Origin of the sequence: Actinokineospora spheciospongiae, from assembly GCF_000564855.1 — a bacterium.
In the GTDB taxonomy this organism is placed as follows: Bacteria; Actinomycetota; Actinomycetes; order Mycobacteriales; family Pseudonocardiaceae; genus Actinokineospora; species Actinokineospora spheciospongiae.
The window spans coordinates 1-16,513 of the sequence record NZ_AYXG01000097.1; the positions used below are offsets into that span (position 1 = coordinate 1).

At 72.4% G+C, this 16,513-nt stretch carries 13 protein-coding genes and 1 pseudogene; 8 read left to right on the top strand and 6 right to left on the bottom strand.

Annotated elements, in window-relative coordinates; translation table 11 throughout:
- A pseudogene (locus tag UO65_RS13090) lies at positions 1 to 462 on the bottom strand (adenosine deaminase); the annotation flags it as partial.
- Between the two features lie 84 nt (positions 463 to 546).
- Between UO65_RS13090 and UO65_RS33290 the strand changes: the two are divergent.
- The 5 genes from UO65_RS33290 to UO65_RS13120 all read left to right on the top strand — a co-directional run bounded on the left by UO65_RS33290 (position 547) and on the right by UO65_RS13120 (position 5,126).
- Positions 547 to 963: an STAS domain-containing protein gene (locus UO65_RS33290; protein WP_052021129.1), complete on the top strand. Its 417-nt coding sequence runs from the start codon at positions 547 to 549 to the stop codon at positions 961 to 963.
- A gap of 632 nt (positions 964 to 1,595) precedes the next feature.
- Entirely contained in the window at positions 1,596 to 2,564 is a 969-nt protein-coding gene (locus tag UO65_RS13105; protein ID WP_035282236.1) for a tyrosine-type recombinase/integrase, read from the top strand.
- A gap of 9 nt (positions 2,565 to 2,573) precedes the next feature.
- Positions 2,574 to 3,485: an RluA family pseudouridine synthase gene (locus UO65_RS13110; protein ID WP_035282238.1), complete on the top strand. Its 912-nt coding sequence runs from the start codon at positions 2,574 to 2,576 to the stop codon at positions 3,483 to 3,485.
- A 102-nt stretch (positions 3,486 to 3,587) separates the two neighbouring features.
- A complete protein-coding gene (locus UO65_RS13115) occupies positions 3,588 to 4,052 on the top strand; it encodes a DnaJ family domain-containing protein (protein WP_035282304.1) in 465 nt (154 codons plus the stop codon).
- 102 nt (positions 4,053 to 4,154) lie between these two features.
- The gene (locus tag UO65_RS13120; protein WP_233427557.1) at positions 4,155 to 5,126 is read left to right on the top strand and encodes a lysyl oxidase family protein; all 972 of its coding nucleotides are present in this window, start codon (positions 4,155 to 4,157) and stop codon (positions 5,124 to 5,126) included.
- 70 nt (positions 5,127 to 5,196) lie between these two features.
- On the opposite strand, the gene UO65_RS13125 is transcribed toward UO65_RS13120, so the two are convergent.
- Positions 5,197 to 7,671 (bottom strand): M20/M25/M40 family metallo-hydrolase, encoded by a 2,475-nt coding sequence (locus UO65_RS13125; protein ID WP_052021131.1) that lies wholly within the window; start codon positions 7,669 to 7,671, stop codon positions 5,197 to 5,199.
- Between the two features lie 174 nt (positions 7,672 to 7,845).
- On the opposite strand from UO65_RS13125, the gene UO65_RS13130 reads away from it, so the two are divergent.
- A complete protein-coding gene (locus UO65_RS13130; RefSeq protein WP_052021132.1) occupies positions 7,846 to 9,093 on the top strand; it encodes an Nramp family divalent metal transporter in 1,248 nt (415 codons plus the stop codon).
- Between the two features lie 120 nt (positions 9,094 to 9,213).
- Here the strand turns inward: UO65_RS13130 and UO65_RS13135 are convergent, their stop codons facing one another.
- Positions 9,214 to 11,340, bottom strand: coding sequence for a TerD family protein (locus UO65_RS13135; protein WP_035282240.1), 2,127 nt, complete (start codon positions 11,338 to 11,340; stop codon positions 9,214 to 9,216).
- 155 nt (positions 11,341 to 11,495) lie between these two features.
- Here UO65_RS13135 and UO65_RS13140 point away from each other — a divergent pair, with 155 nt between their 5' ends.
- Complete coding sequence (locus UO65_RS13140; protein ID WP_035282241.1) at positions 11,496 to 11,900, top strand: hypothetical protein; 405 nt, start codon at positions 11,496 to 11,498, stop codon at positions 11,898 to 11,900.
- A gap of 207 nt (positions 11,901 to 12,107) precedes the next feature.
- On the opposite strand, the gene UO65_RS13145 is transcribed toward UO65_RS13140, so the two are convergent.
- From UO65_RS13145 to UO65_RS13155, 3 genes are all read right to left on the bottom strand, one after another.
- Complete coding sequence (locus UO65_RS13145) at positions 12,108 to 12,539, bottom strand: peptidase inhibitor family I36 protein (protein WP_035282243.1); 432 nt, start codon at positions 12,537 to 12,539, stop codon at positions 12,108 to 12,110.
- Positions 12,540 to 12,729: 190 nt separating this feature from the next.
- The gene (locus UO65_RS13150) at positions 12,730 to 13,854 is read right to left on the bottom strand and encodes a coiled-coil domain-containing protein (protein WP_161784462.1); all 1,125 of its coding nucleotides are present in this window, start codon (positions 13,852 to 13,854) and stop codon (positions 12,730 to 12,732) included.
- Positions 13,855 to 14,252: 398 nt separating this feature from the next.
- A complete protein-coding gene (locus UO65_RS13155) occupies positions 14,253 to 14,852 on the bottom strand; it encodes a TetR/AcrR family transcriptional regulator (protein WP_035282248.1) in 600 nt (199 codons plus the stop codon).
- 97 nt (positions 14,853 to 14,949) lie between these two features.
- On the opposite strand from UO65_RS13155, the gene UO65_RS13160 reads away from it, so the two are divergent.
- Positions 14,950 to 16,440: a carboxylesterase/lipase family protein gene (locus tag UO65_RS13160; RefSeq protein ID WP_035282250.1), complete on the top strand. Its 1,491-nt coding sequence runs from the start codon at positions 14,950 to 14,952 to the stop codon at positions 16,438 to 16,440.
- Positions 16,441 to 16,513 lie beyond the last annotated feature (73 nt).

Below are 16,513 nucleotides of genomic sequence, written 5' to 3' on the forward strand. Positions count from 1 at the left end.
CCCCACCACCCACTCACCGAACCGCTCAGCCAACCCCACCGTCGCCGCCAACCGCCCCACCGACCGCCGCCGCGAATGATCCAAGACCACCCGCACCACCAACCCCGTCCGCGCACACCCACGCCCCAACCCCTCCACCACCGCCGCCAACGGCATCTCCACATCACCCACCCGCTCCCCGTGCGACGCCGCCGTGAACGTCACCTCCACGTACCCCACCCCATCAGCGGCCTGGTCCACGCAGAACTCCTCCGCCACCCGCGCGAAATCCCCAGCCTCCCGCAACAACCCCCGCACCGCCGACCCCCGATCCGCGAACTCCCGGAACCCCGCGAACGGCCCACCCAACACCGGCACCGCCACCCCGTACCGCCGCGCCAACTCCGCCACCGTCGAAGCCCGCACCGCACTCTCCAGGTGCACGTGCAACAACGCCTTCGGCAACACCCGTACATCACGCACACCACAGATCACACCACCACCCGGCAACCTTTCCCACCCCCACCGCCTCCAGAGCAGCGAATCCCCACCCCCGGAGGCACCACCATGGCTCTCAAGTTCCCCCGCAGCCCCCACGAACAAGCCCAACGCACCCTCACCATCACCACCCACCGCACCGGCCACACCACCACCATCGCCGCCCAGGGCCGCATCGACCTCGCCACCGAACACCCCTGGCACGACGCCCTCATGACCACCGCCACCACCGACCCCACCACCGACCACCTCATCGTCGACCTCACCGCCGTCACCTTCCTGAGCTGGGCCAGCACCGCCGTCCTCCTGCGCGCTCACCGCGCCTGCACCCGCCGGGGCCGCACGCTCACCATCCACGCTCGCGGCCCCGTCCTCACCGGCCTGCAACTCACCTCCCTGCACGACGAACTCCACATCGTCCCCGCCACCACACCCGCCCCCAGCCCCCGCCGCCAAGCCGCCGCCTCCGGCTGGCTCATCGCGTAGCGGGGGAGAGGCACCCACCCCGTACGCCGAGACACCCGACTCGAAGCGCCTCGACCTCGCACGACCGACTCCCGTCGGGCAACTCCTCCTCGGCCGCTCCACAACCCCATCAGCGGCGACCGGCTCCGAACCGACACGGTGTGCACGGCGATCGCCCGCGCCGCCGGCGAGCGGGCGCTGCCGGAGGAGCAGTCCAACCGGAGGGGCAGTCCAACCGCGCCGCCCACACCACCGGCTCGCCCATCGGGGAGGCCTTGGACAACAGTTACTTGACATAATGTCGATTATCGAACATCAGAGAACGCCGAGGTCCGCAGGTCGGAGGGGTCATCGCACCGGCGACTAACGTCACGGTGACGATTCATGGGTGATGATCCAGAGCGGCCGTCCGGCAGCCGCCTGCTTGCGCCCGGGGTACGCCAATCGCGATCCGACGCCAAGAAGGGCGCTCGGCGGCTGGGAGGCGAGGCGATCGTGCGACGCGCGCGCGAAAACGGTCGTCACAACACAGGCACTCACCCGCCGTGTCGCGCCCGACTCGAACACCTGTTTGATGGATAATCGCGGTTATCCATCACTCACACGGGGGGTCCGATGATCGACTTGTCGGTCCGGGAGGGTATGCAGGTCCAGTGGAGTTGAGCGAGGCGCAGGAGGCGTTCTTCGTGGCCAGGCGGTCGCGCAAGGATTCCCCGCACACGACGGCGGCGTACCGGCGGGACCTGGCCGGGGTGACCGCGCACCTGGCCCAGGCGCTGGGCACGGCCCGGATCGAGCTGGCGGACGTCACCGCGCAGGTGCTGCGGGAGGCTTTCGGGGCGTTCGCGGACACGCACGCGAAGAGTTCGGTGGCGCGGGCGTGGTCGACGTGGAACCAGTTCTTCCAGTTCTGCCTGCTGGACGGGTTGTCGGCGGGCAATCCGATGGGGGCGATCGGGCGGCCGAAACCCGGTCCCCTCTCCCCCAAGCCGCTGCGCGGTGAGCGGACGCCGGAGGAGCTGTTGACCGCGATCGCCGGTGGGGCGCGGCGGGCGCGGGCGCCGTGGCCGGAGCGGGACCTGCTGGTGTTGGCGCTGGGCCTGGTGGCGGGGTTGCGGGCGTCGGAGATGCGGGCGTTGCGGCGGTCGTCGGTGGTGGGGCGGCCGGGTGAGCGGCGGTTGTACGTGCACGGGAAGGCGAACCGGGAGCGGTCGATCCCGATCGAGGTGCCGTTGGAGCGGGTGATCGAGGCGTACCTGGTGTCGTGCGAGGTGCGGTTCCCGGGGTTGCGGTTTTCCGATGAGGGGCCGTTGGTGTTGGGGTCCGATGGTGAGGGCATTGGGCGTGGTGGGTTGGATTACCTGGTGAAGCAGTGTTTTCGGCAGGCGGGTTTGCACGACCGGGTGCCTGCGGGGGCGAATCTGCACGCGTTGCGGCACACGTTCGCGACGCGGTTGGCGGAGGACGGGGCGAACGCGGTGGAGATCATGGTGTTGTTGGGGCACGCGAGTCTGAACACGTCGCAGGGGTACATCGATGCGACGGGTCGGGAGCGGCGGGCGGCGGCGGCGAGCAATCGCACGTATCGGGCGTTGGAGGGGTTGGGTGGGGATGGGCAGTAGGGTTCGGGGATGGGTCGTCGTCGGTTGAGGTCTCCCCTGCCGCAGCGGCACGGGTTGGATGCGGCGCGGTTGCGGTTGCCGGATGGGGGTCCGTGGGTGACGGTGCGGGATCACCTGGTGGAGCGTCTCCCCCGGGTTGAGCCGTCTCGGGTCGATGAGATGTTGGTGGCGGGGCGGGTCGTGGGGTTGGACGGTCCGGTGGCGGTGGACGCGCCGTTCGTGCCGGGGATGTTCGTGTGGTTCCACCGGGATTTGCCGGTGGAGGTGGAGGTGCCGTTCGAGATTCCGGTGGTGTACCGGGATGGGGACATCGTGGTGGTGGACAAGCCGCATTTCCTGGCGTCGATCCCCCGGGGGAAGCACGTGGTGCAGACGGCGTTGGTGCGGTTGCGGCGGGAGTTGGGGATTCCGGAGTTGAGTCCGGCGCACCGGTTGGATCGGGTGACGGCGGGGTTGTTGTTGTTCGTGGTGCGGCCGGAGTTGCGGGGGCGGTATCAGGGGATGTTCAAGGATCGGGTGGTGCGGAAGGAGTATGCGGCGGTGGCGCCGGTGCGGGGGGATTTGGAGTTGCCGGTGGTGGTGCGGTCGCGGATCGAGAAGGAGCGTGGGGTGATCCAGGCGCGGGAGGTGGTTGGGGAGCCGAATGCGGAGACGTTGGTGGAGTTGGTGGGGCAGCGGGGTGGGTTGGGGTTGTACCGCCTGTCCCCCGCCACTGGGCGGACGCATCAGCTCCGGTTGCACATGGCGGGGTTGGGGGTGCCGATCGTGGGTGATGATTTCTACCCGGTGTTGACGGAGCGGGCGTTGGATGATTTTTCGCGGCCGTTGCAGTTGTTGGCGCGGGTGTTGGAGTTCGTTGATCCGGTGTCGGGTGGGTTGCGGCGGTTTGAGAGTGGGTTGTCGTTGTCGGCGTGGGGGTGAGCGGGTGGGGGTGGAGTTGAGCGGGATGTCGTGGGCGGGGGCGGGTGTCGGTGGTGGTGGGTAGCATCGGGGGTGTTGGAGACGATCCGGGGAGGTCGGTCGATGACGGAGCGCAAGCCTGCCGGGGTGGGCTTCGAGTCCTGGGTGGAGTCGCAGATCAGCGAGGCCCGGAACCGGGGGGATTTCGACAACCTGCCGGGTGCGGGGAAGCCCCTGCCCCGTGGTGGTGATTGGTTGAGTGGTTATCTGCGTCGTGAGGGGGTGGAGACGCGGGAGGTGTTGCCGCCGCAGTTGCGGTTGCGGCGGGAGGTGGAGTTGATCCCGGAGCGGGTGGGGGCGCTGCGGTCGGAGGCGGAGGTGCGGGCGGTGGTGCGGGACGTCAACGGCCGTATTGATGAGTGGATGCGGACGGGGTCGGGTCCGGTGTTGGTCCGGTTCGTCGACGAGGACGAGGTGGTGGCGGGGTGGGTGGCGTCTCGGCCGGTGGAGCCGCCCGTGGTGGCGCCGGTGGTGGAGGCGGGTGGGGTGTCGCGGCGGTCGTGGTGGCGGCGGTGGTCGTCGACCTGAGTGGTGGGTGTGGGTCGCTCGTTCGGGTGGCAGCCGGGTTGGAAGTGGTTCGGGTGGGCGGTGGGCGGTTACGGTCGCGGTCGGTCACTTCACCTGAGCGGGATGGGCGGTATGGCGGCGGTTGGCGGGCGGTGGGTGGCGGCGGCTGCTGCTGTGGTGGGGGTGGTGATGGTGGTGACGCCGTCGGCTTCGGCGGTGGCGCCTGCCGGGGAGTTGCTGCCGGATCTGCGTCAGGCGCCGGTGGGGTGTCCCGGTGGGTACGTGGGTGATCCGGCCCTGTGTGGTGATTGGGACGTGTGCCTGGTTTCGGAGGTCGAGAACCCGAACGCGGCGTGCATGAGCAGGGGGCGGGCGCGGGCGGTGCGGTTGCGGTTCACCACCGCCGAGGACAACGTCGGGGCCGGTCCGCTGTTGCTCTACGGTTGGCGGCCCGGTGTGGACGTGCCGACGATGCGGGTGCGGCAGGCTTTTCAGAGCGGGGTGGACGGGAGGATTCCGGATTCGTTCGCCGCCGCGCAGCAGGCGACGGCCACCTCGGCGTACTACGAGCCGGCGCAGGCCCACCAGCATTGGCACCTGATGGGGTTCGAGCACTTCGAGTTGCGCACCCCGGGTGGTGGGGTGCTGGTGGCTGACCGCAAGAACGGTTTCTGCCTCGGTGACCGCTACGCCACCGCGGATGCGGGTGTGCTTCCGGCCGTGGTCCGTGATGACGACACCCCGCAGGGGCGGTTGGGGCGGGTGTTGGCGGCGAACACGTGCAACATGCACGACCCGGCGGCGTTGACCGTCACCCAGGGGATTTCCGTGGGCCGTGGTGACGACTACCGGTACACCGTCGATTTCCAGTGGTTGGACATCACCGCGGTTCCGTCGGGTACCTATGACGTGGTCAACACCGTCAACGGTGATCGCACTCTGCGGGAGAGCGATTACGGCAACAACTCCTCCTCCATCGCGATTTCGGTGCGGTGGCCCGGTGGTGCGCGCTCGGCGCCGGAGGTCATCACCCGGGCGCCGCAGGTGCGGTTGCTGCGGAGTTGTCCGGGCAGGGATCGCTGCGCGGGTACCTGATCGGCGCTGGGCGTGGTCTGGTGGTGCCACTCCCCCGGTGTTTGTGGTCGAGCTGTCGCGGGTCCGGGGATCAGATGGTGGCGGTGGTGGTGATGAGGGCGGAGTCGTGGGGGCGGGTGCCGGAGGGGACGAGGATGGTGTCGTCGGGGCGGGGGCCCACGGCGGTGGCGGCTTCGGGGGGCAGGCCGATCCACTGGTCGGTCAGGGCCAGGGTCAGGGTGGTGCCTGCGGGGATGCGGCAGGTGAGGGTGGTGCCGGTGGCTTTGCCGTACAGCTCGACCGGGGTGGTGGGGGCGATGGGGGTGCCGTCGACGGCGCAGTCCTGGGTGGTGGGGGTGATGGTGAGTTGGGTGCGCCAGGCCTGGGTGGCGGGGGTGATGCGGACAGCGACGGTGCGGGTGGGGCCGGTGGTGGTGTCGGAGAGCGTGTCGGTGGTGGGTGTGGGGAGGTCGAAGGTGGGGGCGGGGGCGCGCAGGACGGGTCCGGGCAGCAGCGGGTAGGTGGTCGACAGGTCCGCGGTGGTGGGGTTGTCGCCGAGGGCTCTGGCGGTCCACGGGTCGGTGGTGGGGTCGGGGCTGAGCCAGGTGGCACCGGTGTCCTCGCGCAGGTAGATCAGCGAGTCGGGGCGGGGTTGGGTGGGGGTGAAGCCGGTGCGGGTGGTGCCCAGGACCAGCAGGACGACCGCGGCCACGGCGAGGGTGGTGCCGAGTCGGCCGGGGGTGGGGAGTTCGGCGAGCAGGGGGGCGGTGTGTAGGGCGCCGAGGAGGGTCAGGACCATCGCCGCGGCGGCCAGTGGCAGTCCCAGGGCGGTGTAGAGGGAGGCGGTGATCGCCGGGTAGAGGGCGGCGGCGACCAAGGCGGGCAGCGCGGCCAGCAGCAGCCCGATCACGTCCCCGCGACCGCCGCGACCGGCGGGGTCGGCGTGATCGGCGGGGTCGGCGGGGTGCGATGCGGCGGTGGCAGGCACCTCGGCCGCGGACGTGGACCCGGTGGTCTTCGCGGCCTCGGTTCCGGAGGTGTTCAGCGCACCGGCGCTCGACGTGCCGGGGTTGGCGTCGTCGCCGGTGGGCGTGCTGACAGCGGTGGGGGTGGCGGTGGACGGGGTGGGGTGGCGGGTGGACCACCAGAGGGCGGGGAGACCGGCGAGGAGGGTCCACTGGAACAGGAACGTGCCGCCGGGCAGGACGACGGTGGTGGTGATCAGCAGCAGGGCGGTGAGGGTCAGGACCCCGGAGAGCAGCTCGGTGCGGGTGCGGCGGCGCAGGGCGCGCACCCCCAGCAGGAGGGCGGCCGCGGCGAGGGCGGTGAAGCCCGCCAGGAACCAGCCGCGGCCGTACGGTTCGCCCAGGGGCAGGAAGTCCAGGTCGGGGCGGGCGGTGTTGATGGCCAGCCAGCCGAGGTGGCCCAGCACTCCCCCGCCCAGGGCGGTGCCCAGGGCCGCGGCGGTGGTGGCGGCCAGGGTGCCCGGGCGCAGGCGGTGGCGGCGGGTGGCGGCCACGAGAAGCCAGGCCAGTGCGGCCGCGGAGGTGGCGGTGAGGGGGATGACCAGGGTGTCGGGGTAGTGCAGCAGGACCCGGGAGAACAGGTCGAAGTAGATGGCGTCGCCGGTGCCGGTGGCGGTCAGGTCGGTGTCGCCGAGGACGCGGATGAGGCCGGTCATGGTTTCGCCGTGGTGTTGCAGGCTGGCGCGGTCGAGGTGGGCGAGGTCGTCGTGGGGTGAGTGGTAGTGGTGGACCTGGTTGATGAACGCCGAGTTGAGGCCGTGGGCGCCGTGGTCGAGGAAGACGGTGAAGTCGCTGCTGTTGGGCAGCAGGGCGTAGACGGCGGCGGCCATGGAGTTGGCGACGGGGCGGGTGGAGGCGTCGGCGAAGGCGGAGACCAGGTCGGCGTTGTCCCGCCCGGTCTGGAACATCCACACCGGTCCCCCGCTGCCGCGGGCCTCGAAGTTGAACACCGGGCCGAACCCGTCGCCGCGGTGGCGCTCGACGTGGGCGCGGGCGCCGAGCAGGCCCATTTCCTCGCCGTCGGTGAACAGGAACACCACGTCGTTGCGGGGTGGGTGCGCGGCGGTGGTGCGCAGGGTCTCCAGCAGGGCGGCCACGGCGGCCCCGTCGTCGGCGGCGCCGGGGCTGGTGGGCACCGAGTCGTGGTGGGCGACCAGCAGCAGGGGCACGGGGCCGGGGGCGGTGCCGTGGATGCGGGCGACGACGTTGTGGACGGTGGCCAGGCGCTGCACGCCCGCACGGGAGTGGGAGACCTCGCCGGTCTCGGTGGTGGTGGAGGCGCCGTGGGCGGTGGCGGTGTCGGTGATGTACTGGCGGACGCGGGCGTTGTCGGCGGTGCCGATGGGGTGCGGGCGCTGGGCGATGGCGGCGAGGTGGGCCTCGGCGCGGGCGGCGGAGAAGGTGTCGGCGGGGGCGTCGGCGCCCAGGGGCTCGGGTGGGGTGAAGCCCAGCAGGGTGAGGGTGGCGACGGCGGCGGTCGCCAGCAGGGCGGCCAGTGCGGGGACGGGCCTGCGGGTGCGGGGGCGGTCGCCGTCGATCATGCTGGTGAGGGTAGGACGTGGGCGGGGTTCGCGGGTTTTTTTGTCCACAGGGCGCAGCGCCCGCCACGGATGTTGTAGCGGGGTGCCTGCCGTTCGGGGGACTCGGGTTGGGCCGTTGTGCGGGTCGGGGCGGTGCGGCGATGATCCCCACCACGGGGGTGCGAGGGAGGTCTGATGGTGGAGCCTGCGGTGCGCGGGGCGGGGGTGCGGGGGTCATCGCGGGGCAGGCTGCGCACGGTCGCGGGGCTGATGGGGCCCGCGTTCGTGGTGGCGGTGGCCTACGTGGACCCGGGGAACTTCGCCACGAACATGGCCGGTGGCGCCGGGTACGGGTACCTGCTGCTGTGGGTGATCGTGTCGGCGTCGGTGGCGGCGGTGTTCATCCAGTACCTGTCGGCGAAGCTGGGGGTGGCCACGGGGCGCAACCTGCCGGAGCTGTGCCGGGAGCGGTACCCGCGGCCGGTGGTGGGGTTGTTGTGGGTGCAGGCGGAGCTGGTGGTGATGGCGACCGACCTGGCGGAGTTCGTGGGGGCGGCGGTGGCGTTGAACCTGCTGTTCGGGGTTCCGCTGCTGCCCGCGGCGTTGATCACCGCGGTGGTGTCGTTCGCGATCCTGAGCCTGGCGCCGACGGGGCGGCGGCGGTTCGAGTCGGTGATCGTGGCGTTGCTGCTGGTGGTGCTGGCCGGGTTCCTGTACCAGACGTTGCGGTTGGGGCCGTTGACCGAGGCCGGGGCGGGGTTGTTGCGGGGGTTCGACGGGGTGGACAGCGTGCTGCTGGCGACGGGGATGCTGGGGGCGACGGTGATGCCGCACGCGATCTACCTGCACTCGGCGTTGACCCAGCACCACCACCGCGGGGGTGTCGGTGAGCTGCGGCGGTCGTTGCGGGCGAACGCGGTGGACCTGGGGGTGGCGTTGGGGATCGCCGGGTTGGTGAACGTGAGCATGCTGCTGGTGGCGGCGGGGGCGCTGCACGGGACGGGGTTGCCCGCGGAGTCGTTGGAGGACATGCACGCCGGGTTGGGGGTCACCCTCGGTGGTGGGGCGGCGGTGGCGTTCGCGGTGGCGTTGCTGGCGTCGGGGTTGGCGGCCTCGAGTGTGGGCACCTACGCCGGTCAGGTGGTGATGGAGGGGTTCCTGCGGCGGCGGGTGCCGTTGCCGGTGCGCCGGTTGGCGACGATGCTGCCCGCCCTGGGGGTGTTGGCGTCGGGGGTGGACCCGACGCGGGCTTTGGTGCTGAGCCAGGTGGTGCTGTCGTTCGGGATTCCGTTCGCGTTGTTGCCGCTGGTGCTGCTGGGGCGGCGGCGGTCGGTGATGGGGGCGTTGGTGAACCGGCCGGTGACCACGGTGGTGGGGTTCGTGTTGGCGGTGGTGATCTCGGGGTTGAACCTGTTCCTGCTCTACCGCACCCTGTTCGCCTGAGGTGCGCGAAAAGCCCCCCGGCGGGTCGGCCGGGGGGCTTGGGGTGAGGAGAGGGCGGGGACTGGGCCATTTCGAGTGGGTGAGGAGGAAGCCCCCGCATGGCCTCACGGGTGCAGGTTATCAGGCGGGGACGAGCCGGTTGAGGTTGTGCAGGGTGATCACCGTGGACCCCTCGGGCAGGTTCCCCGGGTCCTCCAGGCCCAGGTAGAGCACCGGGCCGGTCGGGGGTGGGTCGTCGGTGGTGGTGACGGTGCCCGCGGTGGTGGCGATCAGGTGCCCGACGGTGAGGTGGGTGCGGCCCACGACGGCCCGGGTGAGCAGGGCGGTGCTCGTGCGGTGGCCTTCGACCTGGTTGAAGTTCGGTGTCCCGGACAGGTACAGGTGCGTCCACAGGGCGGTCCAGCCGCCGGTGTCGTCGCGGGCGAAGACCATCGGCAGCGCGACCCGGCCGGTGCCGCGCAGGTCCGAGCGGGTGCGCACGGTGCGCGGTTCGAACGGGGCGCCGCCCTGGTCGCGGGTGCGGGTCATCCACCCGAACATCGACTCCGCGACGGTGTTGAACCCCTCCCCGCAGTAGATCGACACCTGCGGGACGAGGTAGGTGGCGCGGACCTCGGCGAGGGGGACGTCGATGAATTCGGTGGCGCCGTTCGCGGACTCGGTGAGGTCGCCGGAGTAGACGACGCCGTTGTTCTTGAACCTGGTCCACGACACGTGCCCGGTGTAGCCGAAGTCGGCGTCGAGCAGCAGCGCGGAGAGGTCGAAGTCGGTGCGTTCGGCGCGTTCGCGCCAGTGGGTGAACAACCGCAGGACCTCGCCGGTGACCGGGGTGCGCGACCCGCGGGGCAGCACGGCGAACCCGTCTTCGGTGGCGGCCCCCGTCAGCGGTACCGCGACGGTGCGCAGCGCGGGGTCGATGACGACGTGGTCGGCGGTGGGCAGGCGGCGGGCCAGTTCGGCGTCGAGGACCGCGGCGGTGTCGGCGATGGTGGTGGCGGTCAGGGGTGGGCGGGTGTCGGGGGTGACCCAGCCGCGGCGGTCGCGGTTGACGAACACGCGGGCCGGTTGCGCCGCGGCCCGGTTCATCAGGTGTTCGCGCACCGAGCACAGCACCCGCCCCGACACCTGTCCCACGGCGGCGGTGACCGCGGTGAGCACCGCGTCGGTGTCGGCGGCGGTGGCGGTGCGCAGCAGCCGGTCGAGGGCGCGCAGCAGCGTCCCGGGGGATTCGGCGAGGACCGAGGTGGCCCCGGGCAGGTCGCCCGCGGCGAAGGCGGCCTCGGCGCGGGCGGCGCGGGAGGGTGCGCGCAGGTCGCCGCGGGCGACGGCGAACACCCGGGCGGCGTGCGGCAGGTCGGGGTATTCGTGCGGGTGCAGCCGCTCCCCCAGGCGCTTCCAGCGCCCGGCGAAGCGGGCCACGTCGGCCAGTTTCGCCTCGTCGGCGGCCACGGCGTCCAGGGCGGTGAGCAGGACGCGGCGGTGTGCGCGGCGGAAGGACCGGAACCGGGTGGGGGTGCGCAGGGTGACGTCCCCGGCGGAGAACCGGCAGGCCACGCGCAGCACGTCGGTGACGGTGTCGACGGCGATCAGCGGTTCGGCGGCGGCCAGGCGCACGGCGTTGATCACCGCCCGGTTCTCCCGCACGGGGATGAGCCGCGGTTGTGGCCCGGTGCGGCACTGCACGGCCAGTTGCGCCAGCAGCGACAGGTCGGCCTCGTGCAGGGGGGTGGTGGACCCGGCCAGGTCCCGGTACACCCCCAGGGTTTCCGCTTCGACGGTGTCGCCCAGGTGCAGGGTGGTGACCCGGTCGGCGGCGGTGGCGGTGAGGGCGTCGTGGGCGGCCAGCAGTTCGGCGTGGGTGTGCTGGTGGCGGCCGTAGGTGGGCAGGTCCAGCAGGTTGACCGGCCCGCCGGTGGGCACTGCGGCGCCGGAGGTCAGGGCTTGGCGCAGGCACGACACCCAGAACTCGACGGTGTCGGGGACCTCGTGGGGGAAACCGAGGAAGTAGGGGTTGTGCTCGACGTCGTCGCCGACCAGTTCGCGCACCGCGCCCAGGACCTCCACCGCCAGCGTCGTCGCCGCGTGCGGGGCCAACCCGGACACGTGGCCCAGCAGCTCACCGGAGCAGGTGAACCCGACCCCGGCCAGGACCGAGTCGAGCTGCCGGGCCACCGCCGCCCCGTCCCCGGCCGGGGCGTGGGCGCGCGGTACGCGCAGGGTCCTGCGGATGATGGTGTGGATGCGCATCGGGACGTGTCTTCCCCATCGGTCGGGTGCGGCGGCCAGTGTCGCAGGCCGAGCGGGGCGCGGGTGCCGGTTTTCGCCCCGGCGCCGGTTTTCCCGGGCCGGGTGTGGTGTGCTTGAGGGCGGATCGGATTGGCAGGACGTGGAGGGAGTGGGCGATGGAGGTCGTCGTCGGGATGGTGATCGCGTGGGTGGTGGCCAAGGCCCGCCGCGCGGCGAACCGGGGTGACGGGGTGGTCGACTCCGCCATCGACGCCGCGGTCGACCGGGTCGGGGAACTGGTGCAGGCCAAGCTCGGCGGGGACCCGGCGGTGCGGCGGCTGGAACTGGAGGCCGCGGAGTCCGGGGAGGTCACCGAGCGCTCCCGCACCCGCGTCGCCCTCGCCCTGGAGGACGCCGCCGAGGACGACGAGGTGTTCGCCCGCAGGTTGGCCGAGGCCGTCGCCGAGGCGCGGCAGGTCTCCGGGGGGCCGACGAGCACGGTGTGGCAGTCGATCTCCGGCACCGTCACCGGCACCGCCATCCAGATCGGCGGCGACCACACCGGCGACATCCGCCTCTGAGCCGGGGTTCCCCCGGGGGAATGCGAACGGCCCCGCTCGAGGTCGGGGGTTCCCGAGCGGGGCCGTACAGCAGGAGTATCGCCCCCAGCGGCCCGGTGTTACGCCGACGACCACCACGATCGGGTGATGGTCGTCGGCGTGGCGGACGCCGTGCCGGGCCACCGGCCCCCGCGACGGCTCGGGGTTCCGGTGCGGGGTGGCGCCGTGTCAGCTCACGAGCTCGAAGAAGTGCGAGGCGTTCTCCTCGGTGAGGCGACCCAGGTTCGCCTCACCACCGGGGTTGAACGTGAAGTTGATGCCCCCGTAGTTGCTGTTGTAGAAGATCTTCACCACGTGGATGTGGGTGCGGTTCCTCGCCGACCTGGCGTTGTTCTTCACGCATTCGCCCTGGCCGGTGCCGGGACCCTTGTATTCGTAGCAACCCGGCTGGGAGCTCCCGTAGTTCGGGATGGAACCGTAGCCGAAGTCCGAGACCGACCCGGTGAAGTCGGCCCCGTGGTACAGGCAGAACTCGTAGTCCTCGCAGATGCCGTTGCGGGCTGTCGCCGCGGTGGACGCGGGCGCGACCGACGCGAGCAGCGCGATGCTCCCCGTGACCGCGACCGATGCCTGGACCACGCGTCTGACGATGGTGTTCACGGCGGCTCCCTGGTGCTGTGGCCCTGCTGGTCCGGAAAATCGTGCGGCAGGTGTCTCACCTTCTTTCACCACCGCCGCCCGAGCGGTCCAGCGGCCCTCCCGGATTTCACCTGATCGAGGGCGGGTTGTGTCGTGGTTTCCGTTGATGTGGCACCAGAGCCGTTCAGGCCGGGGGCTTGCCCGTGACCGTTCAGGGGGTGTCGTCCCGGGCGGGCGGGTGAGCGCGCAGGAGCCGGTCGGCGCGGTCACGTTCGGCGGTGGCGCGCTGCTCGGCGGCGTCGGCCCGTTCCCGTGCGCCGCGGACCTGCTCGCCCAGGCGTGCGACCTCCCGTTCGGCGGCGTCGGCGCGGGCGCGGTGCGCCTCGGTCTGCTCGTGCGCCTCGCCCACGCGCTCCCGCAGGGCGGGCACCTCCGCCCCCAGGCGGTCGGCCTGCCGGGTCAAGGCCGCCACCTCCTCGGTGAGGCGGGTCGCGGTCTGTTCGGCGGACTCGGCGCGGGCCACCGCGTGGCGCAGGTCCCCGTCGAGCACCGCGACCCGTTCCACGGCCTCGGCGCGGGCGCGGTCGGCGGACTCGGTGCGGGCCAGGGCTTGGCGCAGGTCGGCGTCGAGGCCCTCGGCGCGGGTGCGGTCGGCTGACGCGCGGTCGTGCGCCTCGTCCAGGCGTTCCTGCAAACCGCGCACCTGTTCGGCCAGGCGGTGCGACTCGTGGGTGGCGGCCTCGGCCCGGTCCCGGTCCCGCTGGGCGGCCTCCTCCGAGCGGGCCGCCCGCTCGGCGTGCAGGTCGCGCTCGGCCGCGGCGGCGGCGGCCTGCTGCCAGGCCGACTGCTCCTGGGCCCGGGCGGTGTCGCGGGCCTCCACGGCCGTGGTGGCGGTGGTCTGCGCCTCCTGCCGCTCGGCCACCGCCACCGCCACCTGCCGCACCGCGTCGGCCCGGTCGCGGTCGGCGGCCTCGGCGCGGGCCAGCGCCTCCCGTTCGGCCTCCCGTGCCGCGTCGACCTCGCGGCGGACGTCGGCGACCTCGCCGCGCAGTCGGGCGTCGACCCCGCCGAGGGCTTCGCGCAGCGCGGCCACCGGTCCCTGCGGGGACAGCACCGCCAGCACCGCGGCCACCTGCTCCCCCAGCAGTTCCACCGCCGCGCCCGGCACGGAGTCGGTGCCGCGGGCGGCGCGCAGCAGCTTCACCGCGTTCGCCAGGTCCCGGCAGGTGCCCGCGTGCTCGGCCACCCCGGTGCCCGGTGGGCAGAACTTCAGCCGCGGCCCGGTCCCGGCCTGTTCGGGCAGCTCACGCCTGCAGTACTCACACTGTCGCATCACCCGGCAATGCTAACAGTCAACAATTATTGACACTTACTGATACCTATCATTATTGGGTTGCCAGCGGGGGGAGGGGTGAGAATGACAGTTATCACCCCTCCCCCTGCTGGTGAGCAGAAGACAGCAGGGCGCCACCGGGTGCGCCGTCCGGCCCGGGAGCGCGACGTGATCAGGTGCAGCGGGCAGGCCGAAGGCGCCTTCGGGGGGATGCGCCGATCAAGGGGCCCAGGAGATCTGGGGGCCCACCGTGGTGAACGGGTCGACCCGGTGGCAGGCGCATCGGGAGGGGGCGACCTGGTCGGTCTTCACCCGCGTCGCGATCGGCGTCGTGGACCGGGACGGGGAGCGGCCGGGTCAGAGCTGATCTCGTCCCGGTCCGCCCCCGTGCCCGGGGCGGGTCAGGTACTCCTGAACAGCCGGTCCAGATGCGCGTCGATCGCGGCGAGCGCGTCCCGGGGCCCGATCACGTCGAGTTCGATGAGGGGGGCGAAGCCGGTGAGGGCGAGGAGCAGGTGGGTCTCGGTCGCCGGGTCGCGGCCGGAGTCGATGTGCCCGTCGGCGATCGCCTGGCGCACCACCTGCTCGACGAGGGCCAGCCCCCGGGCGAGGCCGCGGCGCGCCCGCTCGTGCACGGCCTCGTCGTGCAGCGCCTCCAGGACGTAGGCGGCGCTCATCCGGCTGGTCGCGCGGGCGTCGGCGTGCAGGGGGAGCATTTCCGCGAGCGTCAGGCGCAGCACGTCACGGGGGTGCGGGCGGTCGCCGAGCTCGTCGAGACCCTGCTGCACGCGCGCCGAGGTCTGCTCGGCGGCGAAATCCATGGCGAAGGAGAGCATGGCGGTCCGGGAGGCGAAGTAGTGCTGCAACTGCCCCAGTGACATGCCCGCCTCCCGCGCCACCACGCGCATCGTCAACTGTGTGACGCCGCGCTGCTCCACCACCCGCCACAGTGCGCGGGCGATCGCTTCGCGGCGCCCGCGGTGATCCACCTCTTTCGGCATCGCCCACCCTCGCCCCACACCCCGGGTCCGTTCCAATACAGTTGACATAATACACCTGACCCATAACCCTGGGGTCCACTCGAAGGAGGGGATCGCCGTGTCCGAACAGCCCGAGGTGCGGACCGCGGAAGGCGTGGTGCGGGGGCGCCTGCGGCAGGGGCACGCGGTGTTCCGCGGCATCCCCTACGCCCAGCCCCCGGTCGGAGCGCTCCGCTTCGCCGCGCCCGCGCCGCCGCACCGCTGGGAGGGGACGAGGCAGGCGGTCGAGTTCGGCCCCGTGGTGCCGCTGTCCCTGCCGATCGACGTGCCCCCGCAGGGCACCGACTGGCTGACGCTCAACGTCGGCACTCCGGACCCCGGCGCGGCGGGACTGCCGGTGCTGGTGTGGATACCCGTGGGCGGCTACCTCTCGGCGGCCTCGAGCGACCCGATGTTCGACCCGGCAGCGTTGGCCGAGGCGGGGGTCGTCGTGGTGACCATCAACTGCCGCGTGGGCGTCGAGGGATTCGCGTTCCTCGACGACGCGCCGCCCAACCGCGGGTTCCTCGACCAGGTCGCGGCGCTGGAGTGGGTGCAGCGCAACATCGCCGCCTTCGGGGGCGACCCCGGCCGGGTCACCGTGGGCGGGGTGTCGGCCGGGGCGGGCTCGGTCGCCGCCCTGCTGACGATGGAGTCCGCGCGCGGCCTGTTCCGGCGGGCCATCGCCCATTCGGTGCCGGGGCTGCACAGCACCCCCGCGCTGGCACGGCAGGTCACCGCCGCGTTCGTGGACCGGCTCGCAGCGGCGGCCCCCACCGCCGAGGCCCTGCGCGACACCGACCCGTGGCACCTGGCCGCCGAGCTCACCTCCTTCAACGCGGGCCTCCACGCGCACCGGCAGAGCTGGGGGCGGCTCACGGAGACCGGCACCGCGCTGTGCCCCGTCGTCGACGGCGAAGTCCTCCCGGAAACGCCGTGGCCCGCGCTGACCGGCGGGCGCGCGAGCGGGATCGAACTGCTCGTCGGCCACACCCGGGACGAATTCCGGTACTTCAGCGTCATGGGCGGCAGGTACGGCACCTTCACCGAGCAGGACGCCCACGCGGCCCTGGAACTGCACGCCCCGCAGCCGGGGGGCGCGCGGGCCTACCGCGCCGCGTTCCCGCAGGCGGGTCCGGAGGAACTGGTGGAGACGGTGTACTCCGACGCCCTGTTCCGCATGCCGTCGCAGAAGTTGGCCGAGGCGAACGCCGCGGCGGGCGGCACCTCGTACCTGTTCGAACTGTGCTGGGTCGCCCCGGTCCTCGGCGGCGTCCTGGGCGCCTGCCACAGCCTCGACGTTCCCCTGGCGTTCGGCACGCTGCGCAGCCCCGTCGGCACCCGGCTCATCGGCGAGGAACCCACCCCCGAGGCCGTCGCGCTCTCCTGCGAAATCCAGGGGGCGTGGGTCCGCTTCATCACCACCGGCGACGCGGGCTGGTCCGCTCATCGACCCGGCGGGCACCTCACCCGCGTCCTGGACACCGAGTCCAAGACCGTGCCCTACCCCGAACAGGCATCCCGCCAGATCTGGGAAGGCCACTTCCCCGCCCCCTTCGACCTGCCGTGATCGGCTCGCACCCGGGGAGGACGCACGCCAGCCGCGGGGCCGTTCCCCGTGCCCCGGGCTGTCGCGGTGGGGC